Source organism: Alkalibacillus aidingensis, assembly GCF_014595945.1.
GTDB lineage: Bacteria > Bacillota > Bacilli > Bacillales > Alkalibacillaceae > Alkalibacillus > Alkalibacillus aidingensis.
The window spans coordinates 369,747-388,847 of record NZ_JABXWU010000002.1; the positions used below are offsets into that span (position 1 = coordinate 369,747).

Sequence of the window (19,101 nt, forward strand, 5' to 3'; positions counted from 1 at the left end):
GGTGCCTGTCACTTCCCGAATTTTGTCGAATGGGGGAACAGATTCTGGATTGAGGGCTCGTTTCACGGATTGGATGTGCTTTCTCACGGATTGCGGGCTCGTTTTCACGGATTAGATGTGTATTCTCACGGATTGGACGTGCTTTCTCACGGATTGGGGCTCGTTTTCACGGATTGGACGTGACGTGATTCTTATTGATGGGTTTTTTCGATCAAATCAAATATTGTTGATTGGCACCCTCATTTTGTTGATTGACCTTTCATTTTTGTTGATTGAAACCTACTTTATGTTGATTGAATTCTAAATTTTGTTGATTGCATCTACTTTTTTGTTGATTGAAACCTACTTTTTGTTGATTGGCCACTTTCGGGAAGTGACAGGCACTTGTCGAACAGGCACTTGTCGAATTACTCCTTTCGGGAAGTGACAGGCACTTGTCGAATTTTAGGAAGGTTTTGTGCGTTGCGTGGGTTGGTTTTTCGTTATACAATTAAAGGTGTTTTGTAAAAAATTGATAGGTTACTAAATTTATATATATTGGGGATGAAGGGCATGAAGGATTTAAGGAGTCCTGAGAAGAGGTTTCGTCCTGAGATTGAGGGTGTTAGAGCTCTTGCGGCGATGCTGGTTGCGGTCTATCATATTTGGTTAGGCTCGGTCTCAGGTGGAGTTGATGTCTTTTTTATCGTTTCTGGCTATTTGATTACGACTTCTTTGTTAACGAAGGTTGAGAGAAGTGGTCGTATTAATATATTTGAATATTTGTTGGGGTTAGCGAGAAGGTTGCTTCCGCTTGCTTTAACGGTGGTTTTTGTCACCACGGCGCATGCGATCTTTATTTTACCTCAAGTGCAGTGGGGGCAGACAATTTCGCAGGTATTTTCGTCGATTTTTTATTATCAGAATTGGATGTTGGCGAATAACTCTGTCGATTATTTGGCGCAGAATAATGAGGCGAGTCCGTTTCAGCATTTTTGGGCGTTGTCGATTCAGGGGCAGTTTTATGTGACGTGGCCTTTATTGATCTTATTGACGTATTTCTTGGCGCGTAAGCTGTTTAAAACGCCGATTCGTAAAACGTTCCTTACAATATTAGTGATAATTTTCGTAGCTTCTTTAAGCTATTCAGTTTATATCACGGCGACGAATCAGCCTTGGGCATATTTTGATACGTTTGCTCGTGTTTGGGAGTTCAGTTTAGGTGGAATGTTGGCGGTATTAATTCCTTACCTTTCCTTCCATAGGTTGGTTAGTTTAGTAGTGGGCTGGTTAGGATTTGCGATTATTTCGTTGACGGGATTAATTTTGCCTGTGTCAGATGTGTTCCCAGGTTATGCGGCGTTGCTACCGATCTCAGGTGTGATTTTAATTATCATTTCTGCTGAAAATGCGAGTCAATTTGGCGTGCAGCGGTTGCTTGGTTCTAAGGCGCTTGTATATTTAGGTAGTATTTCGTATGCCTTTTACTTATGGCACTGGCCGCTATTAATCTTTTATTATCATTACTTCAATCGCGTGACGGTACCATTTGTCGATGGTGTGTTGATTCTATTAGGTTCATTCATTCTATCGATTTTATCGGCAAAATTACTAGAGACACCGATTCGAGGCATGAGTGTCCGGACTCAAAAGCGCCGATTAGCTGTTGTTTTATCAGCATTCATCATTCCGGTGTTGGCGATCGGGCTTTCGTGGAATCAGTATATTAATCAAGTTCAGGAGGCCGAGGCCGTTAAAGCTTCCAACTGGTCACCTGAGCAGGAATATATTATCGACAGTGATGATGGTGAGGCTGAACAGGAAGAGGATGAAACCATCTATACGGGGCCAGAGCCGTCTAAAGACGTATTTGAGACGGCTATTGATGACTTACAACCATCGTTGATTCATGTAACCGATGATCTACCGGTTATCTATGATGATGAAAGCTGCTACTCTAGCTCAACCGATCCAACGGTAAATATTTGCTCAATGGGTGAAACGGAAAATCCTGATTACACCGTAGCTTTAGTCGGAGGCTCTCACTCAGGCCACTGGTACCCGGCGCTGGAGGTTGCGGCATCAGAGTTGAACTTGCAAATTGATCTATATTTAAAAGACGCATGTCGCTATTCAACGGATGACTTCGACGGGCAATTATCGGAGTCATGTGTGGAGTGGGCTGAGCAAGTTGACGAGCCACTCATTGAAAATGCACCAGACCTCGTGATCACAACTGCAAGTGTCGCCGGTGGAACCAAAATTCCTCAAGGTTATCTTGACAAGTGGGAGCTCCTCGAAGGGCACACGCATATTCTCGCGCTTCGTGACAACCCACGGATGCAAGAAGATGTACCAGCTTGCCTCGAGGAAAAAGGCATTGAAGACTGTGTGTCACCACGAAACGAAGTGCTATACAGTCCTCTACCTTGGGAAAATACAGACGGCATCCCTGACCATGTGTCCTTTGCCGATTTCTCAGACCGCTTCTGTGATGATGAGTTATGCTACCCAGTCGTCGACGACATGATCGTCTACCGCGACAAGCACCATATCACCGCAGTTTACTCAAGGGCATTAGGACCATTATTGACGAAGGAAATTGCTGACGTATTAGATGAAATTGAATCATAGATTATACCACCCCATCAGTTTATGGACTGATGGGGTGTTTTTGTTTGGGTGAGGTGGGTGTGGGGATTTTTCTTGCTACATCTGAGGGGGTTAATGATGAATGGAGGATTTTATTGTGGGATCGCTGGTCATCATTGATGAATGGTGGATTTTATTGTGTGATTGATGATTTTAATTGATGAATACGGGGTTTTTATTACTGAACCCCTCCTCTTTATTGTTGAATTGGGATTAATGCCCCCACCCATACTTCATAAAAAAATCAATCGGCCTCAGCCGATTGATCTCCACCCGCTCAACAATATTTACAATGACCGAATTAATTGCTTTGCTTTCGGGATCGAAGCGGGTGTCATGCTGAATTCGTCTAAGCCCATGTCCAAATACAGTGGAATCAATTCAGGGTCTCCTGCTGTCTCGCCACACATTCCAACTTCGATGTTTTCGTGGTGTGCATTTTTAATTACCCACTCGATTAATCGCTGTACTCCTGGATGCTTCGGATCATACAAGTAGGACACGCTGTCGTTCATCCGGTCAGCGGCCATGGTGTATTGGATTAAATCGTTGGTTCCGATACTAAAAAAGTCCACTTCTTTAGCTAACTCAGCACTAATCATCGCGGCTGCAGGGGTTTCAATCATAATGCCAATTTCGACATCGTCACGAAAATCAACTTGCTCCTCTTTTAACTCGTCTTTCACTTCCTGTACTATGTCTTTAGCTTCCTGCAACTCAGCAACTGTTGAGATCATCGGGAACATGATCTTCAACTGGCCAAAAACACTCGCTCGTAATAACGCGCGAAGTTGGACTTTGAATAGCCCCTTATCATGAAGAGAAATTCGAATCGCCCGGTAACCTAAAAATGGATTCTCTTCTTTCGGCAAGTTTAAATAAGGAATCTCCTTATCCCCTCCGATGTCCATCGTGCGAACGATCACAGGCTTTTCCTCCATTTTCTCAAGCACCACCCGATAAGCCTCAAATTGTTCATCTTCAGTTGGAGCTTCATTGCGGTTCATAAATAAAAATTCGGATCGGAACAGTCCAATCCCGTCTGCGCCATTTTCTAAGACAGCCTCGACATCTGAGGGTGAGCCGATATTTGCCATTAGTTTCTTGACCTCACCATTTGCTCGAACTGCCGGTAACTCTTTAAGCTTCTCAAGCCTTTCCTTCTCTTCATCTGCCTTGGCAATTTTCCCTTCATACTCACCAACCAATTCTTCATCCGGGTTAACGTAAACGACACCGTCATCTCCATCTAAAATCACTAGATCACCATTCTCCACCACGTCACCTAGGACGCCAACGCCAACAACAGCTGGAATGCCAAGCGAACGCGCCATGATCGCTGTATGCGAGGTCTTCCCACCAGCTTCAGTCACCAATCCTTTCACCTTCTCTGTATCTAGGCCCACTGTATCCGAAGGCGTCAGATCTTTAGCAAAAATAACCGAATCCTTCTGAAATAAAAAAGCATCCCGTCTAACACCTTGTAAATGCTGGGATACTCGATCCATCACGTCCTTCAAGTCATTGGCACGTTCTCTCATATATGGATCATCTAGCGCTTCAAACATCGAGATATGCTGTTGACTAACTTGATCCAAGGCGAATACTGCACTAACTTGACTATCCTTGATCAACGTTTCCACTTCTGAAGTCATCGACGGGTCTTCGAGTAAAGCTAAATGTGCTTCAAAAATTTGCGCGTGCTCATCACCCAACTTTTTCTTTGTCTCATCAATTAATTCTTTAACCTCGAGTTGGCTTGCTTCAAGGGCCTGATAAAACTTGTCAACTTCCTCGGTGACTGTGCCTATTAAATCTTTATCAATCTGGTTTTCTCTTTCTTTCAGTATATGGGCATTGCCAATCGCCAATCCTCCCGAAGCTGAGATGCCTGCCAATTTCACTTCATCACCCCGCTTTATATGTTCTGTTTTAACCATTTCAAAACTCCTTGCTGTTCATTTGAGTGTGATGTTACTCCGTCTGATGCTCGCTTCACTTCTATTCCTGCATTACTCATTGCGATCGCATAATTGACAACGTTAAACATCGATATATCATTGGTTCCATCTCCAAAGCAAATGACTTCATCAAGAGAGATTTCTTGCTTTTCCATCAAAAATTCAACCGCTTCCCCTTTACTTACGTCCCCTGAAACTATTTCACAAGAGTTCGCACTTGAGCTTTCAACGGAAAATAATTTTAAATCAAACGTTTGATTAAGAAACATTTTCCACGCATCAACCTTCTCTTTCTCTGGAGCAAAGAAGTATATTTTAACCACGCTATCTTTAGTTAAATAATCAATAAAATGCTTATCATCCACACGCTTTAAATCTGTTAAAGCTAGCTTTCGCGAACTCCATTCGTGGTCACTGACCTCGCTAGGTTGCTGTACCGACAGCATTTCTTCCATATATTTAAAATGATCCGCCATAATAAACGGCGAACCATATTCATGCCGAATTTCATAATAAAGCTCGCGCCGACTGGCTTCCACCGCTGCTTCATAAATTTTATCCGTATCTAAAGATCTGGCCCGTAGTTGGTCGCGCTGATCATCATAAATCGTCATCCCATTGGAGCAAATATAGCCGTCAAAGGTCACGTCACCAATCACATCAAGCACTTCACCAAAGGTACGTCCGGTGGCTATCATCAGCTTAATACCCCGATTGCGCAACACACCAAGACACTCCACTAACTCCGGATCTAAGCGATTATTCCCATCTAGCAAAGTACCGTCCATATCAAAAACGATTGCTTTATAACCTATCATCTCTATCCCTCAAACAGTTCATCTAATTTTTTAATTAAATCGTCCTGATCGTCTACTTCTCCATCAACGATCACTTCAATTTCATCACCCTTCTTCGCTGCTAGGGTCATGATCTGAATCATGCTTTTCGCATCAACTTCCTTATCACCTTTTTTGACCTTAACAGCACCATCAAAGTCCTTCACGGTATTAATAAAATTGGATGCAGGCCTCGCGTGAAAACCCTCTTCAAAAGGAATGGTATACGCTTTTAACATTCTACTCCCTCTTTCCATATGCTAATATTTTCTCTCTTACTTTCTCTGGCGACAGTCCGTGAGCATCAAGCAACTCTTCGTTGGTACCACAACCACTATACTCATCCTCAACACCAACCCGGTAGACTTTTTTAGGGTCATGCTCTGCTAATACTTCTGAAACAATACTACCCAGTCCACCACGAATATAGTGTTCTTCAACCGTCACCACGACATCGACATGGCTCGCTGCTTGCAATAACAACTCTTTATCCAACGGCTTAATCGTTGGCATGTGCACATGGTAGATTGATAGATTCTCTATACCATCAATCGCTTCAATCACACGTGACGTCATACTTCCTGTACTAATGATGAGCATGTCGTTACCTTCTTGAAGCACACGACCTTTTCCAATCTCAAATTCTGCTTCATCCGTAAAATTTTCAATCGTCTCATCACGCGTTAATCTTAAATATACAGGACCTTCATACTCATGCATCGCCTTCATAGCTGTCGCCGTTTCATTCGCATCGCCGGTTACAATCACCGTCATATTGGGCACCATCGACAGCATACCTAGATCATCTAGAGAATGGTGGGTTTTCCCAGTGTTACTCGTCAACAGCCCACTATAGGCGCCAACCATCTTCACATCCGCATGCGTCTGAGCCACACTGACGACGATCTGATCATAGGCCCGCTTCGTTAAAAAAGTCGCAAAACTGCAGACCCATGGTTGAAAACCGACTGTTGATAAGCCAGCAGCAACACCGAGCATATTTTGTTCAGCGATTCCCATCTGTAAAAATGAATCGTCTGTTTCCTTCTCAACCGTTGCTAGTCGCGTCGAATTCCCTAAGTCACCATCTAAAGCAACCACACGGGAATCCTCGTTAGCTAACTTTGCTAGTTGACTACCAAATTCATCTCTTACACTTGTCGCCATCTTACTCCACACCCTTCTCTAATTCTCTAAGTGCCCTCTCATACTCTTCATCATTCGGTGCTTTTGAATGCCAATTATGATCATTTTCCATGAAACTAACGCCACGACCTTTAACTGTATTAGCGACTATAGCTTTAGGGCGGTTATTCTTCATCAACCTAGCTTCCTCATAAACATCAACCAAAGATGTTAGGTCATGACCATCAACTTCGAAAACATCAAAACCAAAGCTCTTAAACTTAGCTCCTGCTTCCGTTTCTGGCACCCCTCGTGAAGCACCGTGTTTCCAGCCAAATTGCTGTAATCCATTGTTGTCTAACGTCACAATTAAATTGTCCAAATCATATTTCGATGCAGTGTTTAGAGCCTCCCAAACTTGACCTTCCTGAGACTCACCATCACCAATTAACGTATACACGTGAAAATTACGCTCCAACCACTTAGCACCAATCGCCATCCCTACAGCTGCAGAAATCCCTTGGCCTAAAGAACCCGTCGACATATCTAAAGCATCCAAACGAGTCATATCCGGATGGGCTTGCAGTCTAGAATTATATTGATCAAACGTCTTTAACTCCTCTTCAGGAAAATAACCACGCAATGCATAAACCACATATAAACCTAATGCCGTATGACCTTTTGAAAGAACAAACCGATCCCGGTCCTCCCAGTCAGGATTATCCGGGTCGATCGCTAATTGTGTGAAAAATAACGTCGTTAAAATATCAGCACATGAAAGGGAGCCACCAACATGCCCTTGCTTATGGTAATGTGCTGTAAATAAAATCTTCTTTCTTACTTCGACAGCCATCTTTTGTAATTCTTTCAAAGAAAGGATTGTTTGGTTCATGATTGATCGACTCCCCTTTAATTATTTTTATCCAAACAAGTTAGCAATAAAGCCAATGATAATACCAACGACACCGAAGTCAGCATCACCAAACGTTGTATTCGCAAATCCTAAATCACCTAACACCGGCAGTAAGAACGCTGGTAAGAAACTAATTAACACACCGTTAACAAAACCACCAACAGCCGCACCAATACGTCCACCTGTTGCATTACCGAATACACCCGCACCAGCACCTGTAAAGAAGTGAGGGACTAAACCAGGAATGATTAACGGTAAAGCTAAAATACCTAGTACAGCCATACTTAAAAGACCACCAGCAAAGCTGAATAAGAAACCAATCATCACCGCAGTTGGCGCATATGGGAATACAATCGGAACATCCAATGCTGGCTTCGCACCAGGAACGATTTTCTCAGCAATCCCTTTAAAGGCAGGGACAATTTCATTCAAAATCATACGAACACCTAGTAAGATAATGCTTAGACCCGCTGCAAAAGTAATACCTTGCATAATACTGAACATAATGTAGTTCTGATCACCAGAATACTCCGTCACGACACCAGAACCAGCGATTACTGCAATGATAATAAAGATCGCAACCATCGTAAGAGCGGTCGATACTAGTGAATCCTTTAAGAAAGCCCAACGATCAGAAATCTTGATATCCTCAGTAGATTTCTCTTTATTACCAAACCATTTACCAACTAAACCAGCTGAGATATACCCAAACGTACTAAAGTGACCAATCGCAATGTCATCATTGCCAGTAATCTGACGCATAAACGGCTGACCTAATGCTGGCATTAACACCATTAGGAAACCTAGTGTAATTGAACCAACGAGGACAAGTGGCGCACCTGTCATTCCGGCTGTACCTAATACCGCTGATAATAACGCTGCCATAAAGAACGTATGGTGCCCAGTCAGGAATATATACTTCCAAGACGTGAAGCGCGCGAATAAGATATTAGCTAAGAAACCAAAGCCCATAATAAGCGCCGTCTCTGCACCAAACGTTTGCTGCGCAAGAGCTACAATAGCTTCATTGTTAGGGATCACCCCTTGAATATTAAACGCATCTTCAATAATTCCACCCAACGAATCTAAAGAACCAATAATAACTCCAGCACCCGCACCTAAAATCACAAAACCGATAATACTTTTTAACGTACCTGAAACCACTTTAGAAGCAATTGCCCTTTGTGCTACTAAACCGATCAACACAATCAAACCGACTAACACTTCTGGAATACTTAAGACCTCATCCATTAAAAACTCAAAAAAGCCCATGTTCTCAACCCCCTAAAAGATTTATAAAACTTCTGATAATGCTTCTTCCACCTCGTTAGCATCAGAGATGTTCTTAATCGCAATCACCTTGGTCTTGCCACCTTCTAGTTGTCTAGCAAACTCTTCGTTGGTTAAAATTAGATCGGCATCCGCACTTGAAGCTGTGCTAAAATCCGTTGTTTCAACATCTGCCTTCACGCCTTTTTCTTTTAGGACCTTCTCCGCTGTCATCTTTAACATCATGCTTGAGCCGAACCCCATACCACATACCGCTAAAATTTTCATAGTCAAATCCCCTCTCATATTTCAAAATGTTGAATCTGTTATGACTTACTACTGCTCGTGACTTCGCTATCGATGGACGCTTTCCGTGGGGAACGGCCTCAACTTCCCAAAACTCACACCGTTCGTTTTGCGTGATTTTCGACTCGTTCTAATCCCACAGGAGTCGCCACCTATCGCTTGTCACACCAAGACTGTTTTCCTCTAACAACTAAATGCATTAACAGACACTAAATCTTAAAAACTTGTAAAACATCTGCTGTGGTGGTTGCTTGTTTGAGTTGATGCAATGTTTCTTCTTGTGAAATCACCTTCGCAATCTTTTGCAAAAGTTCAATATGAGACTCTTTATTTTTAGCTGCTAGACCAATTAACACGTTAACGTCTTTTCCTGAATCAAACTCTACGCTGTCTTGTAGAACCACGACGCTAATTCCTTCTTGAATCACACCGTCTTCCGGCCTAGCATGTGGTAAAGCAACTCCAGGCGCAATAATCATATAGGGTCCAAGTTCATTAATGTTGTTGATCATCGCTTCGACATACGACGATTCGACATACCCTTCATCGACAAGTAGCTGTCCACAAACACGAACCGCTTCCTCCCAATCGCCCACTGATACTCTCGATCGGATGGCGCTTTGACTGAGTAGCTTTTCTCCCATGACGACTCCCTCCCTCGTTGTTAAACCATTTTGAATAAATCCTGAATATGCTCTGCTTCGGTTAAGCAATAATGCAACCTTTGCATTAACGGTAAATGTGAATGTGTATCTGGGGTGGCTAACGTTAAGACCCCATGAATTTCTTTCCCATCTGGTAAAATGACAGGGTGCTCTAGCTTCACCAAGCTTACATCCACTTCATGAACATGATCTGAATGAGCGTGTGGCATCAGTAACCCAGGAAACACTTCAAAGTAGGGACCCTTCTCCACATAAACCTCACGTATATCATCAAAGTACCCGTCATTAACAGACCTATTTTCTACTAAAAGCTGCACCCCGTGCCAAAACGCGTCCTCTAATGTGACCTCACCTGGAAGCACCTTGACATTGTGATCAGGGATAACTCCTGTGATCAGATTCGCACTTAAATGTTGAACCTCCTGATCACTCACCTGCTTCTCCATAAAACGCTCAATCTTAGCTGCCTCCTGTTCATCAATCAATGGCTTAACCGTTAGAAAAGGCTTACTCACCCCATCTAGATGAACCGTTGAGATAATAAAATCATATTGCAAATAAGGTTCTACTTTTCTTAATGACTCCAATGAAAAAACCCCGATAATCTCAATATTGGTAAATGTCTTCTTAATCCGACTGGCCAATAAATGACTTGTCGCCACCCCATTCGGACAAACCACCGCAATCCGGTGATAATGAAGCTTCGAATTTAACTGCTCAACCTCACTCGCAAACAACATCACCATCTCTGATAACAAGAACTTTGGAACATGTTGCAGCGTTTGATCGAGATTAATTAACTCCCTTTTCACATGATTAAACATATATTGATACTCTTGCTTAAGCTCCTGATAAATCGGCGGATAAAAATATACTGACTGTAAATGAGCCAATTTAACCCGATTGACCTCATACTGAATCTGCTTCTCGATCACCTTGGAAAAATTAATAATCCCAAGCTTAGAAAAAATCGACTCGATCAATCTATGAACAGCTTCACCATCAAAATAACTCACCTCGGAACGATGATTCGCTTCCATCGTATGTAACATCACCGTATGAAACTGCTCTTCCTCACTAGTTAATCCCAAACCAAAACAACTAACAAACTGGCTAATTACCCCTTTATGATGAAGGGGTAAATCTATAAAACTCTTTTCTATTAGATGACCACCTCGAACCCGTTCAAGCTGAATCGTTAAACAACTAACCAGAAATAATGAAAGATTCAAATCATCCTCTTTACCATCATGATCATTAGTGACGATCTTTTGAATCTCCTCAATCTCTTTTTGTGTCACATTCGTCCAGCTCAGCTTCGAAATCACATCCGGGCTACTCCACTCATACTCTAGCCAACGAATCACCGAATACATCGCTACCCGGATATTCATCTCATCTCCCTCAATCAAATAACCCTTAGAAGAGCTATTCAATTGAAGCAAGTGACGCCCTAACCATTCCTCAAGCTTCTTAATATCCTGGACAACCGTCCCCTTGCTGATATAAAACTCCTCTGCAATCTCTTTTAAAGACACAGATTCATCCTGCGTGAGGAGGTAAAAAGTAATTAACAACTGTCTAATTAGAGGAGACTGGATATAATCATGTTCATTTACCAAATCCCCAACTGACAACATACGACCCACTTCAGACGGATCAGCATCAATTTGCCATCTCCCTTTTTCATGAAGGATGGTTACATCATGCTCAATAGCCCAGTCCTTTACAGAAGCTAAATCATTACGGATCGTTCTTTCAGTCACTTGAAAATAACTCGCTAACTCCTTAGCCCGAACACCCGTCGGATCCTGTAACAAATACTCGATTAATCGACGCTGACGATCACTTACCAAGGTTGTCACCACCCTTACTTAATATTATAAAGATTTAGATAATATTATGAATGCGCTTACATTACAAAAGGTTTCCGAAAATTTAAGAAATGAATTGAACGAGGGGCTAAAAAACGCTGTCTGATAGAAGGTAATTCGGCATTAAACGACAGGAAGTGTGAAGGTCTGACGAATACATGCCTAGTTACAATGTTCGACAAATTGGGGGTGGGTTCCTTTAAAAACCATTTGGAATATTATGTGTCCATTTTACTATCGCTATATAATCTTCATTAAGTCAAAACTTCTTACATAAGTCTAATATTTTTGGGGCACAGTATCTTTAAATTATATTAAGGGAGGTATTATTGATGAGTGACTATGAGAGTAGACTGGTGGAAAAAATGATATTTATGGAGATTAAACAAGATGTCATTCACATGTTACATGCGTTACAGTTTGATGGGGTTTATAATATTGATCATGCATTAAAAGATTTGGAGAAGTTAGCATTACGCTTAGATGACTACGAAGGTGATTTCGGTTTGATCTTAGATGCACGGGGTACTGATCGTTTAAAAGAGGTTAACTAGCAAAGCAGTAAGTGTCAAAAAGGTAGAGAATGATTGCTCTGCCTTCTTGACCTGCTCACATCCGGACAACGTTTCATTAATATAAGTTACTGAATTCTTCAACTAAACCATTCGTTCAACTAAGTATAAAACAGATTCCCCTTTATAATTCGTTTCACTGTTCTGTCTATGCCGACCTTTTTAATGGATCCATCTGTGTTTAACTCTACAGAGACTGCTACGACTCCCTCTGGATGTCCAATTCTAATCTCATTAGTATTTTCCTCTGTACATTTATTTGGGATAGTATCCTCAAAGAGGCATGATACAGCTAATGCGAACAATCCACTTACCGCGAATGTTCTATGGAACTTTTCCATTGAAATCATTTTTGCAACAATGTCTACTTCTTCTTTCTTAATGACTTCACCAGACATTGTTACGTAATCTTGAGGCACCCAGACAACACCAACCTTAGGAATGTTATGAATTTGTTTCGCCTCTTCTAAACTATTGGTAATTCCAGACTTATAGGATGCAGTCCTGCGAAGTTCTTCAAATAAATCCATTAATTCCTTGTTGCCTGTTAATTTGTCAATTCGATCAGATGCAGAAAGGTTGAATTCTTCACCAGGTGTAAAAACAAACGGATTCATCACATCGCTCAAGGAGTAGTGATATTCAGTTCCATTCATCGTGTTCACTTGAATGCCTTCAGCAGGAATGATTTGCCCTGTATTTTCACCACCAGGTTCCAGCACACTAACATGAAATTTAGACCCAGGTTGTTTAACACCAATCATTTGAAAGTTACCAGTCATCTTAACTTGACCACTTTCAACAGGTACCCTGATTGAGATTTTCTTATCGATATTCGTATTTATCACACTGACATCTATGTAAGCTTCATTATGATTAGCCTCTGCAAAGCCTTGGTCTACTACATAAGCACCAACAGCAGCCATTAAATTACCACATGTTCCTTTATCATCAATAATGTCTTTCCCAATTCCAGCTTGATAAAAAGTGTACTCTGCATCAATCCCTTGTTCAACAGTAGGAGCGATGACACAGATTTTACTAGTATGTGACGTGCCTCCACCTAATCCATTAATCTGGGTAACATTGCTGGTGTCGATACTTTGCATAAAAATATCTTTTTTCTTCTCTATATCTTCTGGTAAATCTTTCTTATTAAAGAACAACCCTCGACTTGTACCTCCACGGTAAACGGTACATGGTATTTCACGTTGTGACATCTAGATTCACGCCTTTCTCATAAACGTTTTACTAATAATGCTCATGTCGTCGTTGTTTTTGAAGTCATTTATCGTTAACAGCTCTCATTACTTCTTGGTAAACGGTTTTCAGTGGGACTTGGTGTTTTTGAGCAATCGCTTTACATTCATCGAATTCAGGAGAACTTTTCACCACTTCTCCATTTTTCAGACCTTTTTTAACCGTCACTTCTCCCCATTTAGTCATTATCTTTTGAAATTTTCTTTCTAATCGGTGAACACTTAAAGGATAGAACCTAACTCCGAGTGTTGTTGTTTCTTTAAATATTATATCAGTGATGTCTTCATGCACTTTTTGATCATATAGTACTTCCACTTTAACTGCTGGGCGGTTTTTTTTCATATAAATCGGAGTATAGTAGACATCGTTTGCACCCTTGTCAAAAAGCAAGTCCATTAAATAGCCTAGCCACTCACCAGGTGTGTCATCTAGGTTCACTTCTAGTTTCATCATACCGTTATCGATATGTTCTTCTCTATGATTAAAGCTCATTACCTTACACCTACTTTTCAGACCCTTCACCTAGTACAACGCGTAATACATTAGGTTGATTTGGTAAGTCTTTTGTGCCTGCACCGTAGCCAATTTTTTTAACCGTCATCGTTGGGAAGTCGCCAAATTCATCGGCTAGCGTTGCAACCACAGCAGCTCCAGTTGGTGTTGTTAATTCGCCTTTAACAGATGTTTTTTTTAATGGAACGCCTTTTAAAATATCTAAAGTCGCTGGAGCTGGGACAGGGTATAGTCCATGGTCGATATTAATTCTTCCATTACCTACTGGAACTGATGAGACGATTATCCGGTCAACATCTAAGTAGTCAATTGCGATCGCCGTAGCAACTACATCAATAATCGAATCAATTGCACCCACTTCATGAAAATGGACTTTTTCTAACGGTATGTTATGAATCTCACCTTCAGAAACACCGATTTTCTTAAACATCGCCAGAGCAATTGATTGAATGTTTTCATTAAAATCGGCCTCTTCAATCATTTTAACAATATCAGCGTAATGTCTATGTTGGTGGCCGTGGTGGTCACCATGATGGTGATCATGGTCGTGGTGACCTTCATTTTCATGACCGTGGTGGTGATGATGATTATGGCTATGCCCGTGCTCATGCTCACCTCCAAGCATTTCAACATCAAATTTCATACTATGTATACCTTTTTTATCGAGCTTACGCCAGATTAGGTTATATTCATCGGTCAAACTCAGCTTGGCTAACTGTTCTTCGATATATTGTTCACTTACTCCTAAGTCGGTTAGGGCTCCGACGGTCATATCTCCACTAATTCCTGAAAAACAATCAAAATATAAAATCTTCATTATGACTCTACTCCCTCGTGAATAGACTTGTTGATTAATGCTGCGTTATATCCCGCTCCAAACCCATTATCAATATTGACGACGCTGATTCCAGGTGAACAGGAATTTAACATGGAAAGCAAAGCAGACACCCCCCCTAAATTTGCTCCATAACCAACACTAGTAGGAACGGCAATTAGAGGTCGATCTATAAGACCAGCGACCACACTTGGCAATGCGCCTTCCATACCTGCTACGGCGATTACAACTGTCGCATTTTTAATCGTATCTAAATGGTTGAACAGTCGGTGAATGCCCGCCACCCCAATATCATTAATGATCTTAACTTTACAACCGAATAATTCGGCAGTTATCGAAGCTTCATTGACAACAGGGATGTCAGATGTTCCTCCACTAATCACGGCAACATAACCAGGGAACTGGTATAATGAATCCTCAGCCTTTTTCCATACAAGCGTTTCAGACGGTTCATCATACCTTAATTCATCGATTTGGTCTAAAATTTCCTCAGCCTTTTCAGAGTTCACTTTAGTGACTAAAACCCGATTAGTAGTCATCATGAAACTTTTCAATAATTTAATAATTTGCTCAGCGGTTTTACTTTCACCAAAGATTACCTCTGGAAAGCCTGTCCGACTGGAACGGTTGTGATCTAATTTAGCAAAACCCAAATCTTCATAAGATAAAATAAGCTTTGTTGCATTTTCAGTTGTTATTTCACCTTCTTTTAGTTGCTGTAAAACCTTTTCTATTTCTTGTTGTTTTTTATCCATTGTCCCTCACCTAATTTATGAATTTACTTTTGAGATTTCTTTGTTCATACTACCACTTTTATAACCCATTAAATCTAACGTGACAAACTTATAACCATAAGAGATTAATTCTCTAGAAATATCCTCATTATACTGCATGACTAAATTCATATCGTCTGGCTCGACTTCAATACGAGCAATTTGACCATGAGTTCGTACACGGATTTGCTTTAGTCCTAGGCTCTTTAAATATTCTTCTGATTTTTCTACTTTCGTTAACTTCGCCTGTGTAATCTCTTCACCGTAAGCAATTCGAGAAGACAGGCAAGCAAATGACGGCTTATTCCAGTTAGGAATCTTCAAGCTTTTTGATAATTCTCGAATCTCTTCTTTATACAACTCAGCTTCTTGTAATGGGCCACGCACACCATATTCTCTAGCAGCCTGTGTACCTGGGCGGTGCTCACCCATGTCATCTGCAATCAATCCGTAAACGATATTATTGTAATTCGTTTCTTTTAGAATTGGCAAGACTTCATCAAACAAACCTTTCTTACAGAAGTAACAACGATTTTTATCATTTTCTTTATACCCTGGTATCGCAAGCTCTGAGGTTTCTAACACTTTATGCCTTGCATTCATCCATTTAGCTAATTCAATTGCTTCATTTAGCTCACTCTCTGGATAAGTCTCCGAATCTGCAGTAACGGCTAGTACCTTATCACGGCCTAACTCATCGATTGCAACCTTTAGTAGAAATGTACTATCTACCCCACCAGAAAAAGCAACAACAACACTATCCATTTCTCGTAAAATTTCCTTTAGTCTATTCATTTTGTCTTGCATCATTATGACCTCCTAAAATGTAGTTAACCTCTTATATGATTTTTGGAAGTATAGGAGATTAAAAAAGGTAAAAGTAAATAAATTGTCAGCAGTCGAACTGTTTGTAAGGCTGCTATAATCGAAGGGTCCAAGTTAAGAGCGAATGCTGTGGACGACATTTCTGCTGCACCTGCTGGAACAGTACCGAGTAAACTGCTTGAATATTTCAAATCAGACATGATTGAGAATATAAAGGCAATAAACAAGCTCGCCATAAATAGTAAAAATAACGTGACAGCTGCAACGATACCTATCTGTTTCAATTGCTTAAATGTATCTAAATCAAACTTTTGACCAATAATTGTTCCAATGATAACTTGTCCGATAATGAATAACAAGTTAGACGTGGCAGCTATATCGATTAGATATTGATTCACGACAAATGCAAGTAGCATACCATAAATTAGTGGTCCTACTGGTATCTTCACAATTCTAGCTAAAAATATGGATCCAACTATAATAAAAACTATAACGAGAATTTGCACAAAATCCAAATTAAAATTATTATTCCAAATATTTTCACTACTTCTTGTTACATTGATTCGTGAGACACCAATTATTAACGGAATGGACAACACGAATAGAAATATCCTAGCTGTGTGAAACGAAGCCACAATTCTTTCATCTGCACCTGCTTCTTTACTTGTACCAATTACCTCCGAAGCCCCTCCTGGAATGCAACAAAATAGAGCTGTTTTATAATCCAAGTTCGAATACTTAAATAATAACTTACATAAAGCAATTGCAAGGATCAGTGTCAAAGGAATACTTATAAACAGTGGAATCAAATAGCTTTTAAATGAAACAAAAAAACTGGTATCAATTTTCAAACCGATACTGGCCCCTATAACCGTTAAGCCTAACCTAAATATGACATCTGTCTTCTCTATACCTCCGAAGGTTAACGTGAAAATAATCCCTGCAACAACGGCACCAATCAACCAGCCTGCAGGGACATTTAAATTATAAAATAGGGCACCAACTAATAGTCCAAATATAAGAATGGCTATTTTTTTGTACTGCATATTTTACCCTTCTTTTTATATATTTAAATTGACTAAAGGACCGTGTTGTTGACCACCGAAAACATCAGTATCTCCAAAGCTGCCTGAGGTGACTAACCTTCCAAATGATATTTTAATTGCATTAATCTCAGGACAATGGATAAGGTGAATCTCACCTTTCTCTATCCCATATAACTCTGAAATAGATTCCTTGGTAATCTTATTCGAGTTAATCACGCGTTCATAGTGTTCTTTACTTTTTAAAATGATATCGATTGTCAACATAAATGGTCCTGCATTTTTGGATCGTATGAGTTTTGCTAAGTCTCCTAACTTCATATTACCCCACCTTGTAGATCCTGATATTCTATCGGAAAAAGCTCAAACGGGTCGTCTAATTCAAGTACGTGGTTTAATGCGAAACTATAAGCCACTCCTCCATCAAAATCTGGTGGAGAGTATGGAAAAGCTAATTGACTAACTAACCCCGACCACTCATCTATTGGGTGGTGTAAAACGGTATGCCAAGCAATTGACATAACTGATTGACTTAATTCAGGTGTTTCTGCCTTCACTTCCATCAAAAGCCCAACTTCATGCATCGACTCACCTTCTGGCTCTAATTTTCCCATCACACCAGATTGACCATATGTTCTAAAGTTAATATCATAGTGTTTTTGGTCAATGTCTAAGCTTTCTTTCGCCTTCTTCTGGATAACTTGCTTAACATCAATTAAAAACTCATCCAGCTGTTTTAAAACAAACGGATCACGAATACCTCCTATACAAATTCTTCTAAAGCCATCAACTTTAACCCCTTCCAGTCTCACAGTGTACTGGTCAGAATGCACCATGTGACTATTGCTAATCTTGACACTACGCTCACCTAACTGCTCGTAATGAGAATCCGTAGTATCAATCATTCCGGACGGCTCATATAACTGATAGGGATCGGTATTTTCATATAAAAAGTGCGAAAGCACACTCACAGGTGTACACTTCATCTGTGGATTCGGTGGTTCAATAACAAAGTGGTCATCATATATCCAAGCAAACATGCTATCTGGATGGAGTCTTTTCTCCACACACCCAGCTCCACACTCTAAAATCTTTGACGCGTGCCAAACAACCCCGTTATCAACTCCTTCTTTTAAAGGAACCGCTGAAAAAATTGATGTATCACTAGACCGACCGGCAATAATAACATCTGCTCCATGTTCCAAGGCTCGAATCATAGGTTCAGGCCCCATTTGCGCTACTGTTTTTGATAAATTTCCAAAAGTACTTTCGTTAATCTCAGGAGCATTTTCAAGTGGCTTAATTTTACCATTATTATAATACTGGATAAGTCTTTCGTTAGTTATTTCAGAATAGATCTTTGCAAGTTTAAAAGATAACCCTTCTTCTGCACTTATTTCTTCAACTATTTCAGTCGTCCAATCTACTGATTGATTACTTCCTGAAGTTCCTGCTGATCCAACTATGACAGGAATATCACTAGATATACCTCCTTGAATCATGATTTTCAAATCCCTTTTTACCGCTTCCCTTGAGCTCATCGGTGTATCAGTCGCCAAATAATACGGCCCTGGATCACTAGAGCCAGCATCACAACCAATCACGTCTGGTTGTTGCTCTAAAGCACGATTGAAAGATTTCTCCGAAAAACCTGTTCCTAACATACCTGTTGCTGCTAGTACTTTAATTGGCTTCATCAA

19 protein-coding genes are annotated in these 19,101 nt (G+C 40.6%); 2 read left to right on the forward strand and 17 right to left on the reverse strand.

Annotated elements, in window-relative coordinates:
- Window positions 1–552 precede the first annotated feature (552 nt).
- On the forward strand, window positions 553–2,613 hold the full coding sequence (locus HWQ49_RS06910; RefSeq protein WP_188206872.1) for an acyltransferase family protein: 2,061 nt from the start codon (window positions 553–555) through the stop codon (window positions 2,611–2,613).
- A gap of 305 nt (window positions 2,614–2,918) precedes the next feature.
- On the opposite strand, the gene ptsP is transcribed toward HWQ49_RS06910, so the two are convergent.
- The 9 genes from ptsP to HWQ49_RS06955 form a co-directional block, all read right to left on the reverse strand.
- The gene (ptsP, locus tag HWQ49_RS06915) at window positions 2,919–4,571 is read right to left on the reverse strand and encodes a phosphoenolpyruvate--protein phosphotransferase (RefSeq protein ID WP_188206873.1); all 1,653 of its coding nucleotides are present in this window, start codon (window positions 4,569–4,571) and stop codon (window positions 2,919–2,921) included.
- Complete coding sequence (locus HWQ49_RS06920; protein WP_188206874.1) at window positions 4,550–5,410, reverse strand: Cof-type HAD-IIB family hydrolase; 861 nt, start codon at window positions 5,408–5,410, stop codon at window positions 4,550–4,552. Before HWQ49_RS06920 ends, ptsP begins: the two co-directional genes overlap by 22 nt.
- A 2-nt stretch (window positions 5,411–5,412) precedes the next feature.
- Entirely contained in the window at window positions 5,413–5,667 is a 255-nt protein-coding gene (locus tag HWQ49_RS06925; RefSeq protein ID WP_188206875.1) for an HPr family phosphocarrier protein, read from the reverse strand.
- A gap of 1 nt (window position 5,668) precedes the next feature.
- On the reverse strand, window positions 5,669–6,595 hold the full coding sequence (locus tag HWQ49_RS06930; RefSeq protein WP_188206876.1) for a transketolase family protein: 927 nt from the start codon (window positions 6,593–6,595) through the stop codon (window positions 5,669–5,671).
- 1 nt (window position 6,596) lies between these two features.
- The gene (locus tag HWQ49_RS06935; protein ID WP_188206877.1) at window positions 6,597–7,445 is read right to left on the reverse strand and encodes a transketolase; all 849 of its coding nucleotides are present in this window, start codon (window positions 7,443–7,445) and stop codon (window positions 6,597–6,599) included.
- Window positions 7,446–7,472: 27 nt separating this feature from the next.
- Entirely contained in the window at window positions 7,473–8,738 is a 1,266-nt protein-coding gene (locus tag HWQ49_RS06940) for a PTS ascorbate transporter subunit IIC (protein WP_188206878.1), read from the reverse strand.
- Window positions 8,739–8,759: 21 nt separating this feature from the next.
- The gene (locus tag HWQ49_RS06945) at window positions 8,760–9,023 is read right to left on the reverse strand and encodes a PTS sugar transporter subunit IIB (RefSeq protein WP_188206879.1); all 264 of its coding nucleotides are present in this window, start codon (window positions 9,021–9,023) and stop codon (window positions 8,760–8,762) included.
- 227 nt (window positions 9,024–9,250) lie between these two features.
- Window positions 9,251–9,685, reverse strand: a complete 435-nt coding sequence (locus HWQ49_RS06950; protein ID WP_188206880.1) for a PTS sugar transporter subunit IIA — start codon at window positions 9,683–9,685, stop codon at window positions 9,251–9,253.
- A 20-nt stretch (window positions 9,686–9,705) separates the two neighbouring features.
- Complete coding sequence (locus HWQ49_RS06955; protein WP_188206881.1) at window positions 9,706–11,562, reverse strand: BglG family transcription antiterminator; 1,857 nt, start codon at window positions 11,560–11,562, stop codon at window positions 9,706–9,708.
- Between the two features lie 350 nt (window positions 11,563–11,912).
- Between HWQ49_RS06955 and HWQ49_RS06960 the strand changes: the two genes are divergently transcribed.
- Complete coding sequence (locus tag HWQ49_RS06960) at window positions 11,913–12,134, forward strand: hypothetical protein (RefSeq protein ID WP_188206882.1); 222 nt, start codon at window positions 11,913–11,915, stop codon at window positions 12,132–12,134.
- A 119-nt stretch (window positions 12,135–12,253) separates the two neighbouring features.
- Here the strand turns inward: HWQ49_RS06960 and HWQ49_RS06965 are convergent, their stop codons facing one another.
- The 8 genes from HWQ49_RS06965 to HWQ49_RS07000 form a co-directional block, all read right to left on the reverse strand.
- Window positions 12,254–13,372 (reverse strand): PrpF domain-containing protein, encoded by a 1,119-nt coding sequence (locus HWQ49_RS06965; protein WP_188206883.1) that lies wholly within the window; start codon window positions 13,370–13,372, stop codon window positions 12,254–12,256.
- A 64-nt stretch (window positions 13,373–13,436) separates the two neighbouring features.
- Entirely contained in the window at window positions 13,437–13,904 is a 468-nt protein-coding gene (larC, locus tag HWQ49_RS14750) for a nickel insertion protein (protein WP_188206884.1), read from the reverse strand.
- 10 nt (window positions 13,905–13,914) lie between these two features.
- Window positions 13,915–14,742 (reverse strand): LarC family nickel insertion protein, encoded by an 828-nt coding sequence (locus tag HWQ49_RS14755; RefSeq protein ID WP_188206885.1) that lies wholly within the window; start codon window positions 14,740–14,742, stop codon window positions 13,915–13,917.
- The gene (larB, locus tag HWQ49_RS06980) at window positions 14,742–15,515 is read right to left on the reverse strand and encodes a nickel pincer cofactor biosynthesis protein LarB (RefSeq protein ID WP_188206886.1); all 774 of its coding nucleotides are present in this window, start codon (window positions 15,513–15,515) and stop codon (window positions 14,742–14,744) included. The genes HWQ49_RS14755 and larB overlap by 1 nt, the downstream gene beginning before the upstream one ends.
- A 15-nt stretch (window positions 15,516–15,530) precedes the next feature.
- Window positions 15,531–16,343, reverse strand: a complete 813-nt coding sequence (gene larE, locus HWQ49_RS06985) for an ATP-dependent sacrificial sulfur transferase LarE (protein WP_188206887.1) — start codon at window positions 16,341–16,343, stop codon at window positions 15,531–15,533.
- Between the two features lie 20 nt (window positions 16,344–16,363).
- Complete coding sequence (locus tag HWQ49_RS06990; protein ID WP_188206888.1) at window positions 16,364–17,404, reverse strand: AbrB family transcriptional regulator; 1,041 nt, start codon at window positions 17,402–17,404, stop codon at window positions 16,364–16,366.
- A 15-nt stretch (window positions 17,405–17,419) separates the two neighbouring features.
- Window positions 17,420–17,722, reverse strand: coding sequence for a DUF4387 domain-containing protein (locus tag HWQ49_RS06995; protein ID WP_188206889.1), 303 nt, complete (start codon window positions 17,720–17,722; stop codon window positions 17,420–17,422).
- A complete protein-coding gene (locus HWQ49_RS07000; RefSeq protein WP_188206890.1) occupies window positions 17,719–19,098 on the reverse strand; it encodes an acyclic terpene utilization AtuA family protein in 1,380 nt (459 codons plus the stop codon). The genes HWQ49_RS06995 and HWQ49_RS07000 overlap by 4 nt, the downstream gene beginning before the upstream one ends.
- Between the last annotated feature and the right edge of the window lie 3 nt (window positions 19,099–19,101).